Annotated in this window: 19 protein-coding genes and 1 tRNA gene; all 20 read left to right on the forward strand. The window is 66.8% G+C overall.

The window, feature by feature from the left end; translation table 11 throughout:
• Positions 1 to 455 (forward strand): EF-Tu C-terminal domain-related protein (locus NR810_RS35500; protein ID WP_257459024.1); only part of this gene is annotated, 455 nt, incomplete at its 5' end.
• A 98-nt stretch (positions 456 to 553) separates the two neighbouring features.
• The gene (rpmG, locus tag NR810_RS35505; RefSeq protein ID WP_043392848.1) at positions 554 to 718 is read left to right on the forward strand and encodes a 50S ribosomal protein L33; all 165 of its coding nucleotides are present in this window, start codon (positions 554 to 556) and stop codon (positions 716 to 718) included.
• Positions 719 to 745: 27 nt separating this feature from the next.
• Positions 746 to 821: transfer RNA gene (locus tag NR810_RS35510), tRNA-Trp, on the forward strand.
• A gap of 88 nt (positions 822 to 909) precedes the next feature.
• Positions 910 to 1,353, forward strand: coding sequence for a preprotein translocase subunit SecE (secE, locus tag NR810_RS35515; protein WP_257459027.1), 444 nt, complete (start codon positions 910 to 912; stop codon positions 1,351 to 1,353).
• Complete coding sequence (gene nusG, locus NR810_RS35520; RefSeq protein ID WP_257459029.1) at positions 1,353 to 1,895, forward strand: transcription termination/antitermination protein NusG; 543 nt, start codon at positions 1,353 to 1,355, stop codon at positions 1,893 to 1,895. Before secE ends, nusG begins: the two co-directional genes overlap by 1 nt.
• 101 nt (positions 1,896 to 1,996) lie before the next feature.
• Positions 1,997 to 2,440, forward strand: coding sequence for a 50S ribosomal protein L11 (rplK, locus tag NR810_RS35525; protein ID WP_257459030.1), 444 nt, complete (start codon positions 1,997 to 1,999; stop codon positions 2,438 to 2,440).
• A gap of 40 nt (positions 2,441 to 2,480) precedes the next feature.
• Positions 2,481 to 3,194 carry a 50S ribosomal protein L1 gene (gene rplA, locus NR810_RS35530; RefSeq protein ID WP_257459031.1) on the forward strand — a complete coding sequence of 238 codons (714 nt, stop codon included), beginning with the start codon at positions 2,481 to 2,483 and terminating at the stop codon, positions 3,192 to 3,194.
• A 418-nt stretch (positions 3,195 to 3,612) separates the two neighbouring features.
• A complete protein-coding gene (gene rplJ / locus NR810_RS35535) occupies positions 3,613 to 4,131 on the forward strand; it encodes a 50S ribosomal protein L10 (RefSeq protein ID WP_204219738.1) in 519 nt (172 codons plus the stop codon).
• A gap of 86 nt (positions 4,132 to 4,217) precedes the next feature.
• Entirely contained in the window at positions 4,218 to 4,598 is a 381-nt protein-coding gene (rplL, locus tag NR810_RS35540; protein ID WP_257459032.1) for a 50S ribosomal protein L7/L12, read from the forward strand.
• Between the two features lie 184 nt (positions 4,599 to 4,782).
• Positions 4,783 to 9,012 carry a DNA-directed RNA polymerase subunit beta gene (gene rpoB, locus NR810_RS35545; protein ID WP_257459033.1) on the forward strand — a complete coding sequence of 1,410 codons (4,230 nt, stop codon included), beginning with the start codon at positions 4,783 to 4,785 and terminating at the stop codon, positions 9,010 to 9,012.
• 104 nt (positions 9,013 to 9,116) lie between these two features.
• Positions 9,117 to 13,328: a DNA-directed RNA polymerase subunit beta' gene (rpoC, locus tag NR810_RS35550; RefSeq protein WP_257459035.1), complete on the forward strand. Its 4,212-nt coding sequence runs from the start codon at positions 9,117 to 9,119 to the stop codon at positions 13,326 to 13,328.
• Positions 13,329 to 13,623: 295 nt separating this feature from the next.
• Positions 13,624 to 13,968: a phasin family protein gene (locus NR810_RS35555; protein ID WP_257459037.1), complete on the forward strand. Its 345-nt coding sequence runs from the start codon at positions 13,624 to 13,626 to the stop codon at positions 13,966 to 13,968.
• Positions 13,968 to 14,714, forward strand: coding sequence for a lytic transglycosylase domain-containing protein (locus NR810_RS35560; RefSeq protein WP_257459039.1), 747 nt, complete (start codon positions 13,968 to 13,970; stop codon positions 14,712 to 14,714). Before NR810_RS35555 ends, NR810_RS35560 begins: the two co-directional genes overlap by 1 nt.
• Positions 14,715 to 14,819: 105 nt before the next feature.
• Complete coding sequence (locus tag NR810_RS35565) at positions 14,820 to 15,527, forward strand: hypothetical protein (protein WP_257459041.1); 708 nt, start codon at positions 14,820 to 14,822, stop codon at positions 15,525 to 15,527.
• 19 nt (positions 15,528 to 15,546) lie between these two features.
• Positions 15,547 to 16,014 carry a social motility and stimulation tgl protein gene (locus NR810_RS35570; RefSeq protein WP_257459043.1) on the forward strand — a complete coding sequence of 156 codons (468 nt, stop codon included), beginning with the start codon at positions 15,547 to 15,549 and terminating at the stop codon, positions 16,012 to 16,014.
• A gap of 26 nt (positions 16,015 to 16,040) precedes the next feature.
• Positions 16,041 to 16,790: a social motility TPR repeat lipoprotein Tgl gene (tgl, locus tag NR810_RS35575; protein ID WP_257459046.1), complete on the forward strand. Its 750-nt coding sequence runs from the start codon at positions 16,041 to 16,043 to the stop codon at positions 16,788 to 16,790.
• A gap of 20 nt (positions 16,791 to 16,810) precedes the next feature.
• Positions 16,811 to 17,197 carry a helix-turn-helix domain-containing protein gene (locus NR810_RS35580; protein ID WP_257459047.1) on the forward strand — a complete coding sequence of 129 codons (387 nt, stop codon included), beginning with the start codon at positions 16,811 to 16,813 and terminating at the stop codon, positions 17,195 to 17,197.
• Between the two features lie 8 nt (positions 17,198 to 17,205).
• Entirely contained in the window at positions 17,206 to 17,940 is a 735-nt protein-coding gene (recO, locus tag NR810_RS35585) for a DNA repair protein RecO (RefSeq protein WP_257459049.1), read from the forward strand.
• Between the two features lie 24 nt (positions 17,941 to 17,964).
• Complete coding sequence (locus tag NR810_RS35590; protein ID WP_257459051.1) at positions 17,965 to 18,984, forward strand: carbohydrate kinase family protein; 1,020 nt, start codon at positions 17,965 to 17,967, stop codon at positions 18,982 to 18,984.
• A 48-nt stretch (positions 18,985 to 19,032) separates the two neighbouring features.
• Complete coding sequence (locus NR810_RS35595; RefSeq protein WP_257459053.1) at positions 19,033 to 21,168, forward strand: serine/threonine protein kinase; 2,136 nt, start codon at positions 19,033 to 19,035, stop codon at positions 21,166 to 21,168.
• Positions 21,169 to 21,184 lie beyond the last annotated feature (16 nt).

A 21,184-nucleotide genomic window follows, 5' to 3' on the forward strand; every position in this document is an offset into this window, starting at 1 on the left:
AGGTCGTGGGTCTGCGTCCGACGCAGAAGACGGTCGTCACGGGCGTGGAGATGTTCCGCAAGCTGCTGGACGAGGGCATGGCGGGCGACAACATCGGCGCGCTGGTGCGTGGCCTGAAGCGTGAGGATCTCGAGCGCGGCCAGGTGCTGGCCAAGCCGGGCTCCATCACCCCGCACACCAAGTTCAAGGCGCAGATCTACGTGCTCACGAAGGAAGAGGGTGGCCGTCACACCCCGTTCTTCAAGGGCTACCGTCCGCAGTTCTACTTCCGCACCACGGACGTGACGGGCACCGTGAAGCTGCCGGAGAACGTCGAGATGGTGATGCCGGGCGACAACATCGCCATCGAGGTGGAGCTGATCACCCCTGTGGCCATGGAGAAGGAGCTGCGCTTCGCCGTTCGCGAGGGCGGCCGTACCGTGGGCGCCGGCGTCGTGGCCGAGATCATCGCCTAGTTGGCTGGCGGGCCCTCGGGCTCGCCCCATCAGGCGGTCAACCCCGAGGGGGGAGCTGTGATAAGCAGCTTTCCCCTCGTGCCTATAGAGTTCAAGTCATGCCCAAGGGTAACCGCAGCATCATTTCGCTCGAGTGCACGGTGTGCAAGGAGCGGAACTACTACACCACCAAGAACAAGCGGAAGAGCCAGGACAAGCTCGAGCTGAGCAAGTACTGCCCCCGCGACCGGAAGCATACCGTCCATAAGGAAGGTAAGGTCTAGTTCGGTTGTTGTGGTCGGGTGTTCTCTAGGCCAGTAGCTCCAACGGTAGAGCAGCGGTCTCCAAATCCGCGTGTTGGGGGTTCGAATCCCTCCTGGCCTGCCAGTCGTTGAGTTGCAGGGACCCTCGGTACCCACGTACCGGGGGTCCCTGTGTTTTCCGGGATCAGCTAGTACTCAGTCAGCGAGGTATCATGGCAGCGGCATCCGAAGCCAGCCAGCAGGCCAACCGTTCGGGCATGGATCCGAAGCGGCTGGTGGTCATCTTCTACCTCATCGCGGGTCTCATCTTCGCGCTCTTCCTCGAGCACGTCTGTGGCCTCATCTGGGCCCGGGCCGGATGGAGTGACCCCACCGTCATCGAGGGTATCGACTGGCAGGTCTCCTCGCTGGTGGGCTTCGTGCTCGCCGCGGGCCTCGCCGTGGGCGCCTACCTGCACCCCAAGACCCATGGTCTCTCGCTCGAGGTCGCCTCGGAGCTGATGAAGGTCACCTGGCCTTCCTGGGCGGAGACCAAGGCGTCGACCCTGGCGGTCATCGTCGCGTCGGTCGTGGCGGCCGTTCTCCTCTTCTTCATCGACACCCTCGCCTACAACCTTATGGTTGAGTGGATACCCTCCATCTGGGGGAAGCTGTAATGGCGATGAAATGGTACGTGGTCCACACCTACTCGAACTTCGAGAACCAGGCGAAGAAGAGCCTGGAGGAGCGGATCCGGCTCGAGGGGTTGCAGGAATTGTTCGGCGAAATCCTGATTCCCATGGAACAGGTCGTCGAGATGGTGAAGGGCGAGAAGAAGACGTCCCGGCGCAAGTTCTTCCCGGGCTACATCTTCGTGCAGATGGAGCTCAATGACCGCTCCTGGCACTTGGTGAAGAACACGCCGAAGATCACCGGTTTCCCCGGTGCGGCCCAGAACGAGCAGCCCACGCCCATCTCGGACAAGGAGGTGGCCCGGCTCACCTCCCAGATCTCCGAGGGAACGCTCAAGCCCAAGCCCAAGGTGCAGTTCTCCGACGGAGACACCGTCCGCGTCATCGACGGGCCGTTCGCCAATTTCAACGGCACGGTCGAAGAGGTCAACGCGGAGAAGGGTCGCGTGAAGGTGCTCGTCAGCATCTTCGGCCGCGCCACTCCGGTGGAGCTCGATTTCATGCAGGTGGAGAAGACCACCGGCTAGCAGTCTTCCCCGGCCCGTGAGGACCGGGGAATCCCAGGGTGGGAGGGCCGCCCGTCAAGTGGCCCGTAGGAACCACCGTCTCGAAAGGCAGTCGTCAGTCGATGAAGAAGATCACTGGACAGGTCAAGCTGCAGATTCCCGCCGGTAAGGCGAACCCCGCTCCGCCGATCGGCCCCGCGCTCGGTCAGCAGGGCGTGAACATCATGGAGTTCTGCAAGCAGTTCAACGCCAAGACCCAGGCGGAGGCCAAGGAGGGTCTGATCATCCCGGTGATCATCACCGTGTATCAGGATCGCTCCTTCACCTTCATCCTGAAGACGCCCCCCGCGGCCGTCCTCATCAAGAAGGCGGCGGGCCTGCACACCGAGAAGAAGAAGGGCTCGGGCGCCAAGAAGCCGGGCAAGGAGAAGGTGGGGCAGATCACCCAGAAGCAGCTCGAGGAGATCGCCAAGAAGAAGCTCGAGGACACGACGGCCGGTTCGCTGGACGCCTGCAAGCGCACCATCGCTGGCACCGCGCGCTCCATGGGCATCGAAGTCGTCTGATTCCTCCACCCCCCACACCTTCTAAAAGAGGATTTTCCACATGCCTCAGACTGGTAAGAAGTTCCGCGCCGCCGTTGCCAAGGTGGACCGCAACAAGCGTTACACCGTGGCCGATGGCTTCCAGCTCCTGAAGGAGACCACGGGCCTGCGCGCCACGAAGTTCGATCAGACCGTGGAGGTCGCGCTCAACCTGGGCGTGGACCCGAAGCACGCGGACCAGATGGTCCGTGGCGCCGTCGTCCTTCCGCACGGCACCGGTGCCACGGTGCGCGTGGCCGTGTTCGCCAAGGGCGAGCGCGCCACCGAGGCCGAGACCGCTGGCGCCGATGTGGTCGGTGGCGACGAGCTGGCCAAGCGCATCGAGGGCGGCTTCCTCGAGTTCGACACCGTCATCGCCACCCCGGACATGATGGGCGTGGTCGGCCGGCTCGGTAAGGTGCTCGGTCCCCGCGGCCTCATGCCCAACCCGAAGGTCGGCACGGTGACCATGGACGTCGCCAAGGCCGTCCGCGATGCCAAGGGCGGTAAGGTCGAGTTCCGCGCCGAGAAGGCGGGCATCATCCACGCCAAGCTCGGCAAGGCCTCCTTCACCCCGGAGAAGCTCCAGGAGAACTTCAACACCCTGGTGGACCTGGTGATGAAGCTCAAGCCGGCCACTGCCAAGGGCGTCTACCTCAAGGGCGTGGCCATCTCCGCCACCATGAGCCCCGGCATCAAGATCGACACCACCGAAATCCTCGCCCGCCACCGGTAGTCAGGAGTAGGGCAGGGGAGTCGTCGGTTCATGACGGGGCGGGCAGCCTCACGGTACGAGGCCCGCCCCGTCGTTTTTTTGACGCCAGTTGTCGAAATTCGCTGGACCTTTCGCGAAGCCGCGGGTATAGCGCCCCGGCTTTTGCAATTGAGGCGCCATGTCGATGAGACCGGGCGCTTCAACATCCCTGGTCCCAGACAGCAGGGACCTTGGGTAGGACTCGTGCCTTCCGTTGGCAACCGGGCAACCGGTCGGAAACACGGGCGCTCCCCAGGGTTCAAACGACTCCCGGAGTCGCCCTGCCGAGACTGGAGGTGCGGTGTGGTGCCTCTCGGGGCTCCTTACTCGCTCTGCCACTTGTGTGGCCCAGGTAATCCAGCCCGCCTTCGGGTGGGTGTCGTAAGGGAGGTGAAACCAAGTGATCAAGAGCGAGAAGGAAGAACTGATCAAGGAGCTCAACGAGAAGTTTTCGCGGGCTCAGACCGCGATCGTCGCTGAGTTCTCCAAGCTGAACGTGGAGACGGTCACCAAGCTGCGCAAGAAGTTCCGCGACGGCAAGGTGGACTACAAGGTCCTGAAGAACACGCTGGCCAAGCGCGCCGCGAAGGGTACCCCGGTGGAGGTCATCGCCGAGGACTTCGTGGGTCCCGTGGCCATCGCCATCAGCTACGACGACGTCGTGGCCCCGGCGAAGATCCTCACGGACTTCATCAAGGATCTCGAGTCCATCAAGGTCCGCAGCGCGTCCGTGCAGGGCCGTCGCGTCGACGTCGAGGGTGTGAAGGCCCTGGCGAAGATGCCCGGACTGCCCGAGCTCCGCGCCCAGCTGCTGGGCATGCTCAACCAGCCTGCCGGCAAGCTCGTTCGCACCATCGCGGCCCCCGGCTCCCAGCTGGCCCGCGTGCTCCAGGCGAACGTGGACAAGCAGCCCAAGTAACCGAACCGAGAAGCACTTCCACCGTAAACCTCTGGTCTTTTCCTCCCTGCGTGGAGGAAGACCGTTAGAAACCGAAGGACATCGAAATGCCTGCTGATCTGAACGCGATTGTTGACCAGCTCTCCACCCTGACGGTGATGGAGGCCGCCGAGCTCGTGAAGCAGCTCGAGAACAAGTGGGGCGTCTCCGCCGCTGCCGTCGCCGTGGCCGGCCCCGCCGCTGGCGCCGCCGCCGCCGCCGCTCCGGTCGAGGAGAAGACGGAGTTCACCGTGGTGCTGGCCGACGCCGGCGCCAACAAGATCAACGTCATCAAGGAGATCCGCGCGATCACCGGCCTGGGCCTGAAGGAGGCCAAGGACCTGGTCGAGGGCGCTCCCAAGACCGTCAAGGAGGGCGTCAACAAGGACGACGCCAAGAAGATCAAGGACCAGCTCACCGCGGCTGGCGCCAAGGTCGACATCAAGTAGTTTTGTTGTTTTCAGGTAGGCGCCGGGTTTCGGGAAATTCCCGACGCCTCCTGACCGGATGAGCAGGCCGGCGTGCCCGGAAGGGGTGCGCCGGCTTTGCCCTTTCCGTATCTCTAAATTTCCCGCTGCCGCTGCGCGTTACTCAATCTCGCCCCGCCACGAGATTGCTCGCCCCGGAGTTCGAATGCCGACGCAGATCCAGAACAACTTCCGAGTGCGGAAGACCTTCGCGAAGATCGCGAAGACCATCGACATTCCCAACCTCATCAACATCCAGAAGCAGTCCTACGAGAAGTTCCTCCAGGCCGACATCCCGCCGGAGAAGCGTGAGGACATTGGGCTTCAGGGGGTCTTCAAGTCGGTATTCCCGATCCGTGACTTCAACGAGACGTCCTCGCTGGAGTTCGTCAGCTATCACCTCGAAAAGCCCAAGTACGACGTCGACGAGTGCCACCAGCGTGGGATGACCTACTCGGCTCCCATCAAGGTCGTCGTGCGCCTGGTCGTGTGGGACAAGGACGAGGAGACGGGCGCCCAGTCCATCCGCGACGTGAAGGAGCAGGAGGTCTACTTCGGGGAAATCCCGCTGATGACCCAGAACGGCACCTTCATCATCAACGGCACCGAGCGCGTGGTGGTCAGCCAGCTGCACCGCAGCCCGGGTGCCTTCTTCGACCACGACAAGGGCAAGAGCCACTCGTCTGGCAAGCTGCTCTACAACGCCCGCATCATCCCGTACCGCGGCTCGTGGATCGACTTCGAGTTCGACCACAAGGACCTGCTGTACGTGCGCATCGACCGGCGCCGCAAGCTGCCGGCCACGGTGCTCATCCGCGCCCTGGGCGCGGTGGCCGACACCGCCAAGAAGAACCCCTTGGAGTTCCGCGGCTCTACCGAGGAGATCCTCAACTACTACTACGCCACGGAGACCATCTACCTCCAGAGCAACGTCGACTTCGAGAAGTCGGTGGAGCTGGAGCTCCTGCCCGGTCAGCGCGCCACGCGCGACATCAAGACCAAGGCGGGCGAGGTCATCGTCAAGAAGAACCGCAAGTTCACCCGCGCCGCCATCAAGAAGCTCGAGGCGGCCAAGATGAAGACGCTCCCCATCGACGCGGACGAGCTCTTCACCAAGGTGTCCGCCTACGACGTGGTGGACGAGAACACCGGCGAGGTCATCCTCGAGTGCAACGAGGAGGTCTCGCAGGAGAAGGTCGACGAGCTCCTCAAGCGCGACATCAAGGAGTTCAAGGTCCTCTTCATCGACAACCTCAACGTGGGTCCCTACCTGCGTGAGACGTTGATGATGGACAAGATCGAGTCCCCCGAGCAGGCGATCATGGAGATCTACCGCCGCCTGCGCCCGGGAGATCCGCCCACGCCGGAGACGGCCACCAACCTCTTCAGCAACCTGTTCTTCAACCCCGAGCGCTACGACCTGTCCAAGGTCGGCCGCCTCAAGCTGAACTTCAAGTTCGGCCTTGAGGAGCCGCTCGACGGGCAGATCCTCACCAAGCGCGACATCCTCGAGGTCATCCGCTACCTGGTGGACCTCAAGAACGGCAAGGGTGTGATCGACGACATCGATCACCTCGGCAACCGCCGTGTGCGCGCGGTGGGCGAGCTGCTGGAGAACCAGTACCGCATCGGTCTGGTGCGCATGGAGCGGGCGATCAAGGAGCGCATGAGCCTCCAGGAGATCGAGACGCTCATGCCGCACGACCTGATCAACGCCAAGCCCGTGACGGCCGTCATCAAGGAGTTCTTCGGGTCCAGCCAGCTGTCGCAGTTCATGGACCAGACGAACCCCCTGTCCGAGGTCACGCACAAGCGGCGTCTGTCCGCCCTCGGGCCCGGTGGCCTCACCCGCGAGCGCGCGGGCTTCGAGGTGCGCGACGTGCACCCGACGCACTACGGCCGCATCTGCCCCATCGAGACGCCGGAAGGTCCGAACATCGGCCTCATCGCGTCGCTGTCCACCTACGCCCGCGTCAACGAGTTCGGCTTCGTCGAGACGCCGTACAAGAAGGTGGAGGCCGGCGCGGTGACCGGTGACGTGGCCTTCTACTCCGCCCTCGAGGAGGAGAAGCACACCATCGCCCAGGCCAACGCCGAGACGGACAAGAAGGGCAAGTTCCTCAACGCCCTCGTGTCGTCCCGCCGCGGCGGCGAGTTCGTCCAGGCCAAGGCCGAGGACGTGGACCTGATGGACGTGTCCCCGAACCAGCTCGTGTCGGTGGCCGCCTCCCTCATCCCGTTCCTCGAGAACGATGACGCCAACCGCGCGCTCATGGGCTCCAACATGCAGCGCCAGGCCGTGCCGCTGCTGCGCACCGCCGCCCCGCTCGTGGGCACCGGTATCGAGGCGATCGTCGCCCGCGACTCCGGCGTCACCTGCGTGGCGCGTCGCGACGGCATCGTGGAGAGCGTGGATGCCAGCCGTATCGTGGTGAAGGCGGACACCGCCGCGGGCGCGTTCGACATCTCCAGCGAGGTCGACATCTACAACCTCCTGAAGTACCAGCGCTCCAACCAGAACACGTGCCTCAACCAGAAGCCCATCGTCCGCAAGGGCGACCGGGTGCGGAAGGGTGACGTGATCGCCGACGGTCCCGCGACCGAGACCGGTGAGCTCGCGCTGGGCCAGAACGTCGTCGTCGCGTTCATGCCGTGGCAGGGCTACAACTTCGAGGACTCCATCCTCATCTCCGAGCGCATCCTCAAGGAGGACGTCTTCACGTCCATCCACATCGAGGAGTTCGAGTGCATCGCGCGCGACACCAAGCTCGGCAAGGAGGAGATCACCCGCGACATCCCGAACGTGGGTGAGGAGGCCCTCAAGGACCTCGACGAGAGCGGCATCATCCGCATCGGCGCCGAGGTGAAGCCCGGCGACGTGCTGGTGGGCAAGATCACTCCGAAGGGCGAGACCCAGCTCTCCCCCGAGGAGAAGCTGCTGCGCGCCATCTTCGGTGAGAAGGCCGGCGACGTGCGCGACAGCTCGCTGCGCGTGCCCCCCGGCGTGGTGGGCACCGTCATCAACGCCAAGGTGTTCAGCCGCAAGGGCGTCGAGAAGGACGAGCGCGCCAAGCAGATCGAGTCCATGGAGGAGGCCAAGCTCCTCAAGGACCAGAACGACGAGATCAAGGTCCTGCGCGACAGCGCCTACAGCCGCATTCGCATCATGCTCCGCGGCAAGGAAGTCCAGGGCAAGCTCGTGGACGACAAGGGCAAGATCCTCCTGAAGAAGGGGGACATCGTCTCCGACGAGCTGCTGGCCACCGTCCCGTACAAGTACTGGACGGAGATCTCCGTCGGCGATCCGCTCGACGGCAAGCTGCGCGACATCCTCCGCAACCTGGAGGAGACCACCGAGGCCGTGAAGCTGGCCTTCGGCGAGAAGATCGCCCGCATCAAGAAGGGCGACGAGCTCCCGCCGGGCGTCATCAAGATGGTGAAGGTGTACGTCGCCATCAAGCGCAAGCTGGCCGTGGGCGACAAGATGGCCGGCCGCCACGGTAACAAGGGTGTCGTGTCCCGCGTCCTCCCCGAGGAGGATCTGCCGTTCCTCGAGGACGGCCGTCCCGTGGACATCGTGCTCAACCCGCTGGGCGTGCCCTCGCGCATGAACATCGGGCAGATCCTCGAGACGCACCTGGGCTGGGCCGCCAAGGGCGTGGGCGAGCAGCTGCAGCGCTACATCGACGAGAACTACAGCGGTGAGAACCTCAAGAAGCAGCTGAAGACCGTCTACGACGACAAGGCCTTCGGCGACTTCGTGGACGGCCTGTCCGACGACGAGGTCAAGAGCCTCTGCTACCGCCTGAAGAAGGGCATCCATGTCGCCACGCCGGTGTTCGACGGCGCGCGCGAGACGGAGATCCACACCCTCTTCGACGAGGCGCGCCTGCCGCGCACCGGCCAGATGGTGCTCTTCGACGGCCGCACCGGTGAGCCGTTCGACCAGAACGTCACCGTGGGCGTCATGTACATGCTCAAGCTGCACCACCTGGTGGACGAGAAGATCCACGCCCGCTCCATCGGGCCCTACTCGCTCGTCACGCAGCAGCCCCTGGGCGGCAAGGCCCAGTTCGGCGGCCAGCGTCTGGGAGAGATGGAAGTGTGGGCGATGGAGGCCTACGGCGCGGCGTACACGCTCCAGGAGTTCCTCACCGTCAAGTCCGACGACGTGGTGGGCCGTACGCGCATGTACGAGGCCATCGTCAAGGGCGACAACGTGCTCGAGTCCGGCCTGCCCGAGTCGTTCAACGTGCTCCTCAAGGAGCTCCAGTCGCTCGCGCTCGACGTCGAGCTGCTCGAGAGCGCCCCGCCCGAGCGCCAGCGCTCGTTCGGTGGTGACTTCGGCGGTGGCGGCGACGGCGAGGACCGCGTGAAGACCGGTACCGAGGCCTAGTCCAGCGTGCCTGTCCCCCGGCGCCCGCTCCCTGAGCGGGCGGGCGCTGGCGGCCAGGCGAAACGAATTCGCGCTCAGGCGCTCAGAAGAAATTCGGAGGCAACGTGAAGGACATTTTCAACTTCTTCGAGAAGCCGAAGGATCCGCTCTCGTTCAACGCCATCCGCATCGCGCTGGCGTCGCCGGACAAGATCCGCCAGTGGTCCCATGGCGAGGTGAAGAAGCCCGAGACGATCAACTACCGCACCTTCAAGCCGGAGCGGGACGGCCTGTTCTGCGCCCGCATCTTCGGCCCGGTAAAGGACTACGAGTGCAACTGCGGCAAGTACAAGCGCATGAAGCACCGTGGTGTCGTGTGCGAGAAGTGCGGCGTGGAGGTCATCCAGTCCAAGGTGCGCCGTGAGCGCCTGGGCCACATCACGCTCGCCACGCCCGTGGCGCACATCTGGTTCCTCAAGTCGCTGCCCTCGCGTATCGGCAACCTGCTCGACATCACGCTCAAGGAGCTCGAGAAGGTCCTGTACTGCGAGAGCTACATCATCATCGACCCCAAGGCGACGCCCCTGCAGAAGGGCGAGCTCGTCAGCGAGGAGAAGCTCCACCGGCTCTACGAGGAGCACGGTGAGGACTCCTTCTCCGCCGGTATGGGCGGCGAGGCCGTCCGCGAGCTGCTGCGCTCCATCGACGTCGTCAGGCTGTCCGAGGATCTCCGCCGCGACATGCGCGAGACCAACTCGGAGGCCAAGAAGAAGAAGTACGCCAAGCGCCTCAAGGTCGCCGAGGCCTTCCGCATGTCCGGCAACAAGCCGGACTGGATGATGCTCGACGTCATCCCGGTCATCCCGCCCGACCTGCGCCCGCTCGTCCCCCTGGACGGTGGCCGCTTCGCGACGTCCGACCTCAACGACCTGTACCGCCGCGTCATCAACCGCAACAACCGTCTCAAGCGGCTGCAGGAGCTCAACGCTCCGGACATCATCATCCGCAACGAGAAGCGGATGCTCCAGGAGGCCGTCGACGCCCTGTTCGACAACGGCCGCCGCGGCAAGACGATCACCGGCCCCAACAAGCGGCCGCTCAAGTCGCTGTCCGACATGCTCAAGGGCAAGCAGGGCCGGTTCCGTCAGAACCTGCTCGGCAAGCGCGTGGACTACTCCGGTCGCTCCGTGATCGTCGTGGGCCCCGAGCTGCGCCTGCACCAGTGCGGCCTGCCCAAGATCATGGCCCTCGAGCTCTTCAAGCCCTTCATCTACAACAAGCTCGAGGAGAAGGGGTACGTCACCACCATCAAGAGCGCCAAGAAGATGGTGGAGAAGGAGCGTCCCGAGGTCTGGGACATCCTCGAGGACGTCATCCGTGAGCACCCGGTCCTCCTCAACCGCGCGCCCACCCTGCACCGCCTCGGCATGCAGGCCTTCGAGCCCGTGCTCATCGAGGGTAAGGCCATCCAGCTCCACCCGCTGGTGTGCGCCGCCTTCAACGCGGACTTCGACGGCGACCAGATGGCCGTCCACGTGCCGCTCTCCATCGAGGCTCAGATGGAGGCCCGCGTGCTGATGATGTCCACCAACAACATCCTCAGCCCCGCGCACGGCAAGCCCATCATCGTCCCCACCCAGGACATGGTGCTCGGCATCTACTACATGACGCGCGCCCGTGAGTTCGCCCACGGCGAGGGCCGCGTGTTCTCCTCGCCCGACGAGGTGCGCGCCGCCTACGACCACGGCGAGGTGCACCTGCAGGCGAAGATCGTCTGCCGCATCCAGGGCAAGCGCAAGGAGACCACCGTCGGCCGCGTCCTCCTGTGGGACATCGTGCCGCGCAAGGTGGGCTTCGACGCCATCAACAAGGTGCTCGACAAGAAGTCGCTCGGCGGCCTCATCGACCTCTGCTACCGCCTCACCGGCGAGAAGGAGACGGTGCTCCTGGCCGACCGCATCCGGTCGCTCGGCTACACCAACGCCACCAAGGCCGGTATCTCCATCGCCCTGAAGGACATGATCATTCCTGCCAAGAAGCAGGAGTTCCTGGACTTCGCGCGCAAGGAGGTCGCGGAGATCGAGAACCAGTACCTCGAGGGTCTCATCACCGACGGCGAGCGCTACAACAAGGTCATCGATATCTGGGCGGAGATCACCGAGAAGGTGGCCGCCGAGATGATGCAGCAGATCTCCCAGGACGAGGCCGTGGGCGAGAAGGACGGCAAGCGCGAGGTGCGCAAGCAGCCGTCGTTCAACCCCATCTACATCATGGCCGACTCCGGAGCCCGCGGCAGCGCCCAGCAGATCCGCCAGCTGGCGGGTATGCGCGGACTGATGGCCAAGCCCTCCGGCGAAATCATCGAGACGCCCATCACGGCCAACTTCCGTGAAGGCCTCTCCGTGCTCCAGTACTTCATCTCCACCCACGGCGCTCGTAAGGGTCTGGCGGACACGGCCCTCAAGACGGCCAACTCCGGTTACCTCACCCGCCGTCTCGTCGACGTGGCCCAGGACGCCATCATCAACGAGTACGACTGCGGCACCATGGACGGTCTGTTCATCGGCGCCCTGGTCGAGGGCGGTGAGATCATCGAGGCGCTCGGCGAGCGCATCCTCGGCCGCGTGGCCCTGGATGACATCCTCGATCCGGTCACCAACGACGTGCTCGTGCGCGCCAACGAGGAGATCGACGAGGATCGCGTCAAGCGCATCGAGAACAGCGGTCTGGACAAGGTGAAGATCCGCTCGGTGCTCACCTGCCAGGCCAAGCGCGGCATCTGCGTGGAGTGCTACGGCCGTGATCTGGCCCGTGGCCGCAAGGTGTCCGTGGGCGAGGCCGTCGGCGTCATCGCGGCGCAGTCCATCGGTGAGCCGGGTACCCAGCTCACGATGCGCACCTTCCACATCGGTGGTGCGGCGACGCGGCGCGCCGAGCAGTCCAGCCTCGAGAACCGCAACGCGGGCATGGTGAAGTTCGCCGGCCTGAACACGGTTCAGAAGAAGGACGGCAGCCTGGTGGCCATGAACCGCAACGGCGAGATCGTCATCGTCGACGAGAGCGGCCGTGAGCGCGAGCGCTACCAGGTCATCTACGGCGCCCGCATCCTCGTGAAGGAGGGCCAGAAGCTCGAGGCCGGCACCCTGCTGGCCGAGTGGGATCCGTTCGCCATCCCGCTGCTCACCGAGGTGGGCGGTGTCGTGCGCTTCGAGGACATCATCGAAGGCGTCACGATGAACGAGTCGCTGGACGAGGTGACCGGCCTCAGCCGCAAGACGGTCGTCGAGTCCAAGGACCCCGAGGCCCGTCCGCGCATCACCATCCGCGACGAGCAGGGCAACATCAAGGACCTGGTCTCCTCCAAGGCCCAGGCGAGCTACTTCCTCCCGCAGGGCTCCATCATCACCGTCAACGACGGCGATGAGATCCACGCGGGTGAGGTCATCGCCAAGGTTCCTCGCGAGACCACGAAGACCAAGGACATCACGGGCGGTCTGCCCCGCGTGGCCGAGCTCTTCGAGGCGCGCAAGCCCAAGGATGCCGCGGCCATCGCCGAGATCGATGGCGTGGTCTCCTTCGGCAAGGACACCAAGGGCAAGCGCAAGCTCATCCTCACCCCCGAGGTGGGCGGCGAGCTGCGCACCGACCTGGCCAAGGAGTACCTGATCTCCAAGGGCAAGAACATCAGCGTCCACGCCGGCGACCGCGTCAAGGCCGGCGAGGCGCTCATGGACGGCTCGGCCAACCCGCACGACATCCTCAAGGTGCTCGGCGAGAAGGCGCTCGCGGGCTACCTGGTGGATGAGGTGCAGGAGGTCTACCGGCTGCAGGGCGTGAAGATCAACGACAAGCACATCGAGGTGATCGTCCGGCAGATGCTCCGCCGCGTGCGCGTCACCGACGTGGGCGACACCAGCTTCCTCGTCGACGAGCAGGTCGAGAAGTGGGTGTTCGAGGAGGAGAACGAGAAGGTCATGGCCAAGGCCCAGCGTCCCGCCGTCGGCGAGCCGCTGCTCCTCGGCATCACCAAGGCCTCGCTCTCCACCGAGTCGTTCATCTCGGCGTCCTCCTTCCAGGAGACCACCAAGGTGCTCACCGAGGCCGCCATCAACGGCAAGGTGGACTACCTGCGCGGCCTCAAGGAGAACGTCATCATGGGCCGCCTCATCCCCGCCGGTACGGGTCTGCCCAACTACAAGTACCTCGACATCGAGGTGGAGAGCCCGGCCGACGAAATCTCCGAGATGGAGGCCGCCCTGGCCGCCACCCACGGCGAGGATGTCGCTCCGCCCCCGGCTCCCACTGGCAGCCGGACCGAGACCAGCGGCGCTGCCTAGTCCGCACTCCGGGTCCTGATGTCCCACACCGCCACTCCGGTTTCCGGGGTGGCGGTTTTCTTTTCTTCGGATCTTTACGGCTTTACGGCTTGACGGGTGGTGTGGCGGTAAACTATCCGGGGAGGACCTTGGAGCTCGACCTGAAGTCTACCGGGCGAGCATCCGGCAGTGGACGCAGGAGCAGGCGGGCGAGCGTGGAGGGCGTTTCCTTCGACTAGGGGGCGTGATTACCTCGGTAATCCCAACCCCCGCCGTTCGGGCCCCAGGTCCGGGTGGCCGTGCTGGAGAGCGATTCATGGACAAGCAGGAGACCCCGCACAAGCACCCGCTGGCGGAGACGTTCGAGCGGGTGTGGAGCCAGGCCTTGCTGGCCGTGTCCACCGCCGAGGAGGAGGCCGCGCGCACCGTGCAGCGCGTGGCCGGGCTGGCTGGTTGGAGCCCCGAGGAGATGATCCGTCAGGCGCGGCTGCTGACGGAGCGTCTGGCGGGCCAGCGCAAGGATCTCGAGCACAACGTGGAGGAGGGGGTCCGGCGCGCCCTGGTGCACTTCAAGATTCCGCGGCGCGATGAGATCCAGGACGTCGAGGCGCGGCTGAGCCGATTGGCCGAACGCATCGAAGCGCTGGGGCAACGCAAGTGATGGGGTCCTCCTCCGGCCCGGCAGGACGGCGCGGGGAGGGGTTGTTCCGCTGGCTTCATGCGCTCGGTTCCGGGTGTGGAAAGCTCCCCCTGGTAGCGGGCCTGGCCCTGGTGCTGTCCGCCCGGGCGGTACCCCTGTTCGCCCCGCCCGACGTGCCGCTCGCGGTCGAGCCCGCGCGCTTCGAGGCTGCTTCCCCCGACGCGGCGCTGATCGACGCGGTGCTGACCAAGCGGGCCCCGGAACTGGGTCTCACCCTGCGTCAGCAGATCGTCCACGCCATCGCCGAGGAGTCCGGCCAGGCGGGGTATGATCCGCTGCTGATCCTGGCCATCATCGACGTGGAGTCGGACTTCACCGAGGAGGCCATCTCCGACAAGGGCGCGCGCGGGCTGATGCAGATCAAGCCCAGCACGCTGCACTTCCTCGCCGAGAAGCAGGGGCTGCGCCTGTCCCGCGAGGAGGTGGCCTCGGATCCGGCCCTCGGGGTGCGTCTGGGCATCCGCTACCTGCGGGAGCTCAACGACCGGTTCGGGGACCTGGACCTGGCGCTCATGGCCTACAACGCCGGCCCCACCCGCATCTGGCAGGCCAAGAAGGCGGGTGAGCTGGACGTCTTCCGCCGCTATCCCCGCGCGGTCCGCCGTGACTTCAGGCGCTTCCGGGAAGGGGAGGGGTTGGGCGGTGATTGGGCTCTCGCCCAGCGCGAGGGGCTGGAGAAGACCCCTGAACAGAAGGCGGCTCCCTGAGGGAGCGGGCGGCTGAATTTCACGGCCGCCCCTCCGGTCTCCCGTTCGCGTGCTTGTCCACCCCTGACGGGTGCGCTATCGCTCTGGCCTCTGGAGGAGTCCCCCATGCGCCGATCCACTCTCGCACTCGCCCTCGCGGTCCTGCTTCCCGCCTCGGCTCTCGCCGGTTCGGTGTACCTCAACGGCGTCCGCATCGACGGCGTGACGAACCAGAAGTTCGACAAGCCCACGTCCGTCCGCATCGACGAGAAGGGTGACGTCTACATCGAGGCGCCCGGCTACGCCGTCAAGCTGGTGAACGCGCCCCCGTCCACCCCGGCTCCGGCGGCTGCTCCGCCTCCGGCTACCGCGCCCGCTCCCGCGGCCTCGGCCAAGGCGCCCGCTCCGGCCACCGCGCCCGCGGCCACCCCGGCTCCGGCGTCCCCGGTCACCCCGGCGGACACCGCCCCGGCTCGCATCACCCGCCGCTATTGGCTCGCCACGGAGCAGTCGGTTCCGGGTATGACAGAGTACGACATCGACCTGTATATCAACTCCCGGTGGGTGCGGAAGCTGCGCAACAACGAGGACCAGGTCATCACGGAGATCACCCGCAGCCTGCTGCCGGGGAAGAACACGGTGCTGTTGATGGCCCATAAAGTGGCGGGCAGCTCGCGGCGGAGCCAATCTGCCCAGCACGTGTTCAAGGTCATCATCGGCGAGGGCAACGAGGGCGGCGGCAACGTGATGATCGACAACCCGCTCATCCGCTTCCAGCGCACCGCGGCGGACGGGGAGGATGTTTCCGAGGAGTTCACCCTCACCACGCGGTAGCGCGGGGGTCGCGCCCAACGTGTTCTCCATCGACGAGCGGTTCCGAGGCCTGCCGGCCCACCGCGAGCAGGTCCTGTCGCTGTACCAGTCCATCAACTCGCCGCACCTGGCCATCCCCGGCAAGCCGGCGGGGCCAGCGCAGGCCTTCGTGTTGGGGCTGCGCGGCTCGGGCGGCTTCGCCGTCTTCATCTACCTGTACCTCTCCGAGGCCCAGGACTGCGCGGTGTACGTGCCCGGCCGGCGCGCCGCGAGCCAGGAGGACTACCAGCAGGACGAGGCCGCGGCGCTCGGCTTCGTGGAGTCCATGGGCTTCATGATGGACAACGCGAACTTCCGGGGCCTGCCCGCCGCGCACCAGGACGAGCTGCTGAAAACATTGCCCGTCTTCTACAAGGACCCCAAGCTCGTCCCGGGCGCCGCCAGGAGCCGCGCCGAGGAGAAGCGCAACGCCTCGACGAACCTGGGCCGGCTGCTGTCCTCCTTCTGACCCTCCACCCCACGAGACTCACCACCATGTTCCGCCGCCTCACTTCCGCCTGGCTCCTCGCGCTCGTCCTGATGGGCTGCAAGCATGTCCCCTCCGAGAAGGAGCGGCAGGGCGCAGAGATCCACTACGAGCTCGGCCTCCAGGCCCAGCAGCTGGGGAACGTGCAGGAGGCCTACAAGGAGTTGCAGAAGGCGCTGACGTTGGACCCGGACTACCCGGAGGCGCACAACGCCGTGGCCATCCTCCTGCACCTGGCCTTCAACCGGCCGGAGGAGGCCATCCAGCACTACAAGAAGGCACTGGAGCTGCGCCCGGCCTTCTCCGAGGCCAAGACGAACCTGGCCAACGTCTACCTGTCCCAGTCGCGCTACGACGAGGCCATCAAGCTGTACGAGGAGTCCCTCAACGACATGCTCTACCCCACGCCCTACATCGCCCAGGGCAACATGGGCTGGGCGCTCTACAAGAAGGGCGAGACGGAGCGCGCGCTGCAGAGCATCCGGGCCGCGGTGACGACCAACCCCGGCTTCTGCCTGGGATACAAGAACCTGGGAATCATCCACGAGGAGTCGGGCAATCTTTCCGAGGCGTGCCGCTCCTTCGGGCGTTATCGTGAGGCCTGCCCGGACGTGGCGGACGCCTACCTGCGCGAGGGCGCCTGCCAGGTGAAGCTGGGGAAGGTGGAGGAGGCGCGGCAGAGCTTCACCGTTTGCGAGGCCAAGGCCAAGAGCCAGGTGCTCAAGGACGATTGCCGCCGGCTCCTCGAAGCCTTGTAACCGGAGAGAGTCCCACCGCCGTGGACCACGTCGAATTCGGCAAGTATCTGTCCCAGCAGCGCGAGCTGCGCGGCCTGTCCCGCGACGAGGTGTCGCAGGTGACGAAGATCTCCCCCAGCCTCATCGCCGCGCTGGAGGAGGGGCAGATGGAGCGTCTGCCCGCGCGCGTCTTCGTGCTCAACTACATCCGTGCCTACGCCACCGTCATCGGGCTGGCGCCGGAAGAGGCCGTGCTGCGCTACGAGGAGGTGGACAAGGCGACACCGGAGCCGAGTCCGGTGGTGCTGGAGCGCGAGCGGCGGCGCCGGGCGTGGCTCATCCTCTGCGTGGTGCTGGCCGTGCTGGGGGTGGGGGCGTACGTGGCCCTGGTGATGACCGGGAAGCTTCCCAGCCCCCTCCCGGGTTGATTGGAACCATGGAGCGTTTCGTCGACGAGGCGCTGGTCCTCTCCACGGTGGACTACGGGGAAGCCGACCGGCTGGTCACGCTCCTCACGCGCGAACACGGCAAGCTGACGGCCTTCGCGGCCGGAGCCCGCAAGAGCAAGCGGCGCTTCGCCGGCGCGCTGGAGCCCTACATGCGGCTGCGCGTGCAGCTGGTGGAGACGCGCGGCTCCACGGTGCGCCTGGACTCGGCCGACATCGTGGCCGGCTACTACGGGGCCCGCGCGGATCTCCCCCTCATCGCCCGCGCCCTCTACGCGGTGGAGCTGTGCCGCGAGCTGACGCGCGACCACGAGCCCAACACGGAGCTCTTCGAGCTGCTGGAGGACTACCTGCGCAAGCTGGACGCGAACGAGGCCGGTCCCACCTCGCTGCTGGCCTTCGAGCTGTCCGCGCTGGCCCACGCCGGGCTCATGCCGCGCTTCGACTCGTGCGCGCTGTGTGGTGGCTCGCCGGGCGAGCGTCCTCGCTTCGACCAGGCCCACGGCGGCGCGGTCTGCGAGGCCTGCTCGGGCCGGGCGCGTGACGCGGTGGCCGTGCCGCCCCAGCTGCTGTCCGGGCTCCGGGCGCTGCAGGAGGGCCAGCGCACGCCCCTGCCGCCGGAGCTTCGCGCGCGTGCGCGGGGCGTGCTCAACGTCTTCATCTCCCACCACCTCGGCCGCCGCCTCAAGAGCGTGGACTTCATGGCCCAGGTCGGTCTGGACTGACGGGCCGCTTCCAGGAGGCAGCACATGGCCAGGCAGGAGGGGGATTCGTCACTCGACGTGGTGTGCGTGGGCGAGACCCTGGTGGACTTCGTCCCGGCGGAGCCCGGCCAGCGCGTGCGCGACGTGACGGCGTGGAAGCCCTGCATCGGAGGCTCCCTGGCCAACGTCTCGGTGGGCGTGGCGCGGCTGGGCGGCCGCTCGGCCTATGTCGGCGTGGTGGGCGAGGACGAATTCGGCCACTTCCTGCACGAGCGCCTCGCCGCCGAGGGCGTGGACGTCAGCCACATGCGCCACACGGACGAGGGGAGGACGGGGCTCGTCTTCATCTCGATCGACGCGCGGGGCGAGCGCAGCTTCACCTACTTCCGAACCCGCTCGGCCGAGTTCCTGCTGAGCGCGCGGGACGTGCATCCCGGCTTCCTCGCGAAGGGGAGGGTGGTGCACTGCGGGACGAACTCGCTGAAGCTGCCCGAGGCCCGGGCGGCCATGCTGCGCACCCTGGAGCTGGCGCGCGGAGCGGGGCGCATCGTGAGCTGCGATCCCAACATCCGCATCCACGCGTGGGAGGACCCGGAGGTGCTGCGCGAGCTGCTCCGGCACCTGCTGCCGGGGTGCACGGTGGTGAAGCTCTCCGAGGAGGAGGTGGCCTTCGCCACCGGGAAGACGGACCCGGAGGAGGCGCTGCGGCACCTGGCGGGGCTGGGGGTGCTGCTGCCCGTGGTGACGCTGGGCCCGGCGGGGGCCGTCTTCCTCTGGCGGGACGAGGTGGTGCGGGTGCCCGCGCCCCGGGCGCGCGTGGTGGACACCACCGGGGCGGGGGATGGCTTCACGTCGGCCTTCCTGCTCGGACTGAGCCGGCGGTACGGGGAGGCCTCGGAGCTGGCGCGGGCCACTCGCGAGGATCTGGAGGCCCTGGCCACGTTCGGGTGCGTCGTGGGCTCCCGGGTGGTGGAGCACGTCGGCGCCGTGTCGGGCCTGCCCTTCCGGGACGAGGTGGCCGCCCTGTTGCCTCCAGGGCTACGGATGGAAGCGCCGACCCGCTGAGTCGCTCTTGTCGACCCGGCGCGCTCCCCCGGCTAGAATGCCCGCCCAATGGCCAATCAGGGGCCCCAAGGCAGCGCGGGTCTCGACTTCGATCGCGGACGCCGCATCGGTAAGTACGAGATCGTCACCCGTCTCTCCATGGGAGGGATGGCGGAGCTCTTCCTCGCCTTCACGGCGGGACCGGGCGGGTTCCGTAAATTCGTCGCGCTGAAGCAGATCCTCCCGGACGTCCAGAAGGACGACCAGTTCGTCAAGATGTTCCTGGACGAGGCGCGCATCACCGCCTCGCTCGCCCACGCCAACATCGGTCAGGTCTTCGACCTGGGAGATCAGGACGGCGAGCTGTACCTGGCCATGGAGTTCCTGGCCGGGCAGAACCTGGAGCAGATCCTCGTCGCCTCCAGCAAGCAGCAGCGCCCGCTGCCCCTGGGGTTCTCGGCTCGCGCGGTGCGGGATGCGTGCCTCGGGCTGCACTACGCGCACAGCTACACCGACCCCTCGGGCAAGCCCCGGCCGGTGGTTCACCGCGACGTGTCCCCGAAGAACATCATGGTCACCTTCGACGGCAACGTGAAGGTGATCGACTTCGGCATCGCCAAGGCGAAGGGGCGGCTCGGCCGGACGCAGGTGGGCATGGTGAAGGGCACCACCGGCTACATGTCTCCCGAGCAGGTGCGGGGCTCCGAGCAGCTCGATGGCCGCAGCGATCTCTTCTGCGTCGGCGTCATCCTGCACGAGATGCTGTGCGGACGCCGGCTGTTCTCCGGGGCCCACGAGGCCGAGGTGATGATGAAGATCGCCGACGCGGAGGTGACCTCCCCGTCGAGCATCAACCCGCGCATCCCCGAGGCGCTGGCCCAGGTGGTGATGCGCGCGCTGGCGCGTGAGCCGGCGGATCGTTTCGCCTCGGGCCGGGAGATGGCCCGCGCCATCGAGGCCGCTTGCGGCGCGGAGCTCTTCCACGAGGAGCAGCTGGCCGCGGTGATGCGGCAGCTCTTCGAGGACAAGATCCAGAAGACGCGCGAGCTCCTGGAGAGCGCCAACGAGGGAGATCCGCCGACCGGGAAGTTCGTGGCGCCCGTCCTCCCCGGCCGCTCCGCCAACCCGACCAGTCCACCTCGTGCCGCCAAGTCGTCCTCGGGGGTGACTCCGGCGCCGAAGCCCGCGGGGGGATCCGGGCCCAAGCCCGCTCCGCGCCGGCCCACGTCCACGTCCACCCCCACTGCCGCGCCCCCTTCCACCCGGACTCCCGCTCCCCGGTCGGGTGCGTTCTCCCGCCCGCAGGCCGCGGCTCCCGAGCCGGATGAGGAGGAGGATGACGAGCTCGCGAAGACCCGGCCCGTCCGCAGGCAGCCCGTGGTGCGCGCTCCAAGCGGCGTGACCGAGGACGCGGCGTCGGAGCCGCGCACCCTGCCAGGCCGGGCCCCCGTGCCTCAGGCGGAAGCGCCTCGCGAGGGGTCGGGCTGGGGAGGACGGATCTTCCTGCTGCTCCTGCTGGCGGCCATTGGCGGCGCCATCTACTACCCGCCGACGCGGGCCCTGCTGACACCCCTCTACGCGGCCGCCCTGAAGGAGCTGAAAGGGGAGGAGTTGCCGAACGGGCCGCCCCCGGCGGAGCCATTGCCGGTGCCCGCTCCTCCCGAGACCCCGCCCGAGACGGCCGAGCAGCCCGTTCTGGCCCAGCAGGAGCCCGCTCCCACGCAGGAGCCCGCTGTCGTCCAGGAGCCGGAGCCGGAGGCCGTTGCCTCGGCCGAGCGCCCGTCGAAGTCCAGGGCCGACGCCCGGAAGACGCGGAATCAGGCCACCGCCACTCCCAAGACCGTGCCGGAGCCGAAGCCGGCCGCCGGAACGAAGTCGAAGCCCGTGGCCGACGCGAAGCCGGCCCCCGAGCCCGCGACCAACGGCGAGCCCGAGGTCATCGATACGCGTACCTCTCGAGGCGCGGCGAAGGCGGAGCTCGGCTGGCTCACGCTCTACACCGTGCCCCGGTCCGCGGTGTTCGATGGTGACAATCAGCTGGGGACCACCCCCCTGCGCAAGGTGCCGCTGCCGGTGGCCACCTACCGTCTGCGGGTGGTGGATCCGGACGGCGCCAGCCGCATGCTGTCGGCCCCCATCAGGCCGGGTGAGCACACGGAGATGTCCGTCCGTGTCGGCGATCTGCCCTTGTGGGACGAACAGTAACGGCCGTCCTTGACGC

Origin of the sequence: Archangium lipolyticum (assembly GCF_024623785.1) — a bacterium.
Classification (GTDB): domain Bacteria; phylum Myxococcota; class Myxococcia; order Myxococcales; family Myxococcaceae; genus Archangium; species Archangium lipolyticum.

What these genes read in the sequence shown, in the direction of transcription:
- rplK (WP_257459030.1), top strand. Translation starts at nt 1,997, where the DNA reads ATGAAGAAGATCACTGGACAGGTCAAGCTGCAGATTCCCGCCGGTAAG.
- NR810_RS35595 (WP_257459053.1), top strand. Translation starts at nt 19,033, where the DNA reads ATGGCCAATCAGGGGCCCCAAGGCAGCGCGGGTCTCGACTTCGATCGC.
- rpoB (WP_257459033.1), top strand. Translation starts at nt 4,783, where the DNA reads ATGCCGACGCAGATCCAGAACAACTTCCGAGTGCGGAAGACCTTCGCG.
- rpmG (WP_043392848.1), top strand. Translation starts at nt 554, where the DNA reads ATGCCCAAGGGTAACCGCAGCATCATTTCGCTCGAGTGCACGGTGTGC.
- recO (WP_257459049.1), top strand. Translation starts at nt 17,206, where the DNA reads ATGGAGCGTTTCGTCGACGAGGCGCTGGTCCTCTCCACGGTGGACTAC.
- NR810_RS35560 (WP_257459039.1), top strand. Translation starts at nt 13,968, where the DNA reads ATGGGGTCCTCCTCCGGCCCGGCAGGACGGCGCGGGGAGGGGTTGTTC.
- NR810_RS35565 (WP_257459041.1), top strand. Translation starts at nt 14,820, where the DNA reads ATGCGCCGATCCACTCTCGCACTCGCCCTCGCGGTCCTGCTTCCCGCC.
- secE (WP_257459027.1), top strand. Translation starts at nt 910, where the DNA reads ATGGCAGCGGCATCCGAAGCCAGCCAGCAGGCCAACCGTTCGGGCATG.
- NR810_RS35555 (WP_257459037.1), top strand. Translation starts at nt 13,624, where the DNA reads ATGGACAAGCAGGAGACCCCGCACAAGCACCCGCTGGCGGAGACGTTC.
- rplL (WP_257459032.1), top strand. Translation starts at nt 4,218, where the DNA reads ATGCCTGCTGATCTGAACGCGATTGTTGACCAGCTCTCCACCCTGACG.
- NR810_RS35590 (WP_257459051.1), top strand. Translation starts at nt 17,965, where the DNA reads ATGGCCAGGCAGGAGGGGGATTCGTCACTCGACGTGGTGTGCGTGGGC.
- nusG (WP_257459029.1), top strand. Translation starts at nt 1,353, where the DNA reads ATGGCGATGAAATGGTACGTGGTCCACACCTACTCGAACTTCGAGAAC.
- rplA (WP_257459031.1), top strand. Translation starts at nt 2,481, where the DNA reads ATGCCTCAGACTGGTAAGAAGTTCCGCGCCGCCGTTGCCAAGGTGGAC.
- tgl (WP_257459046.1), top strand. Translation starts at nt 16,041, where the DNA reads ATGTTCCGCCGCCTCACTTCCGCCTGGCTCCTCGCGCTCGTCCTGATG.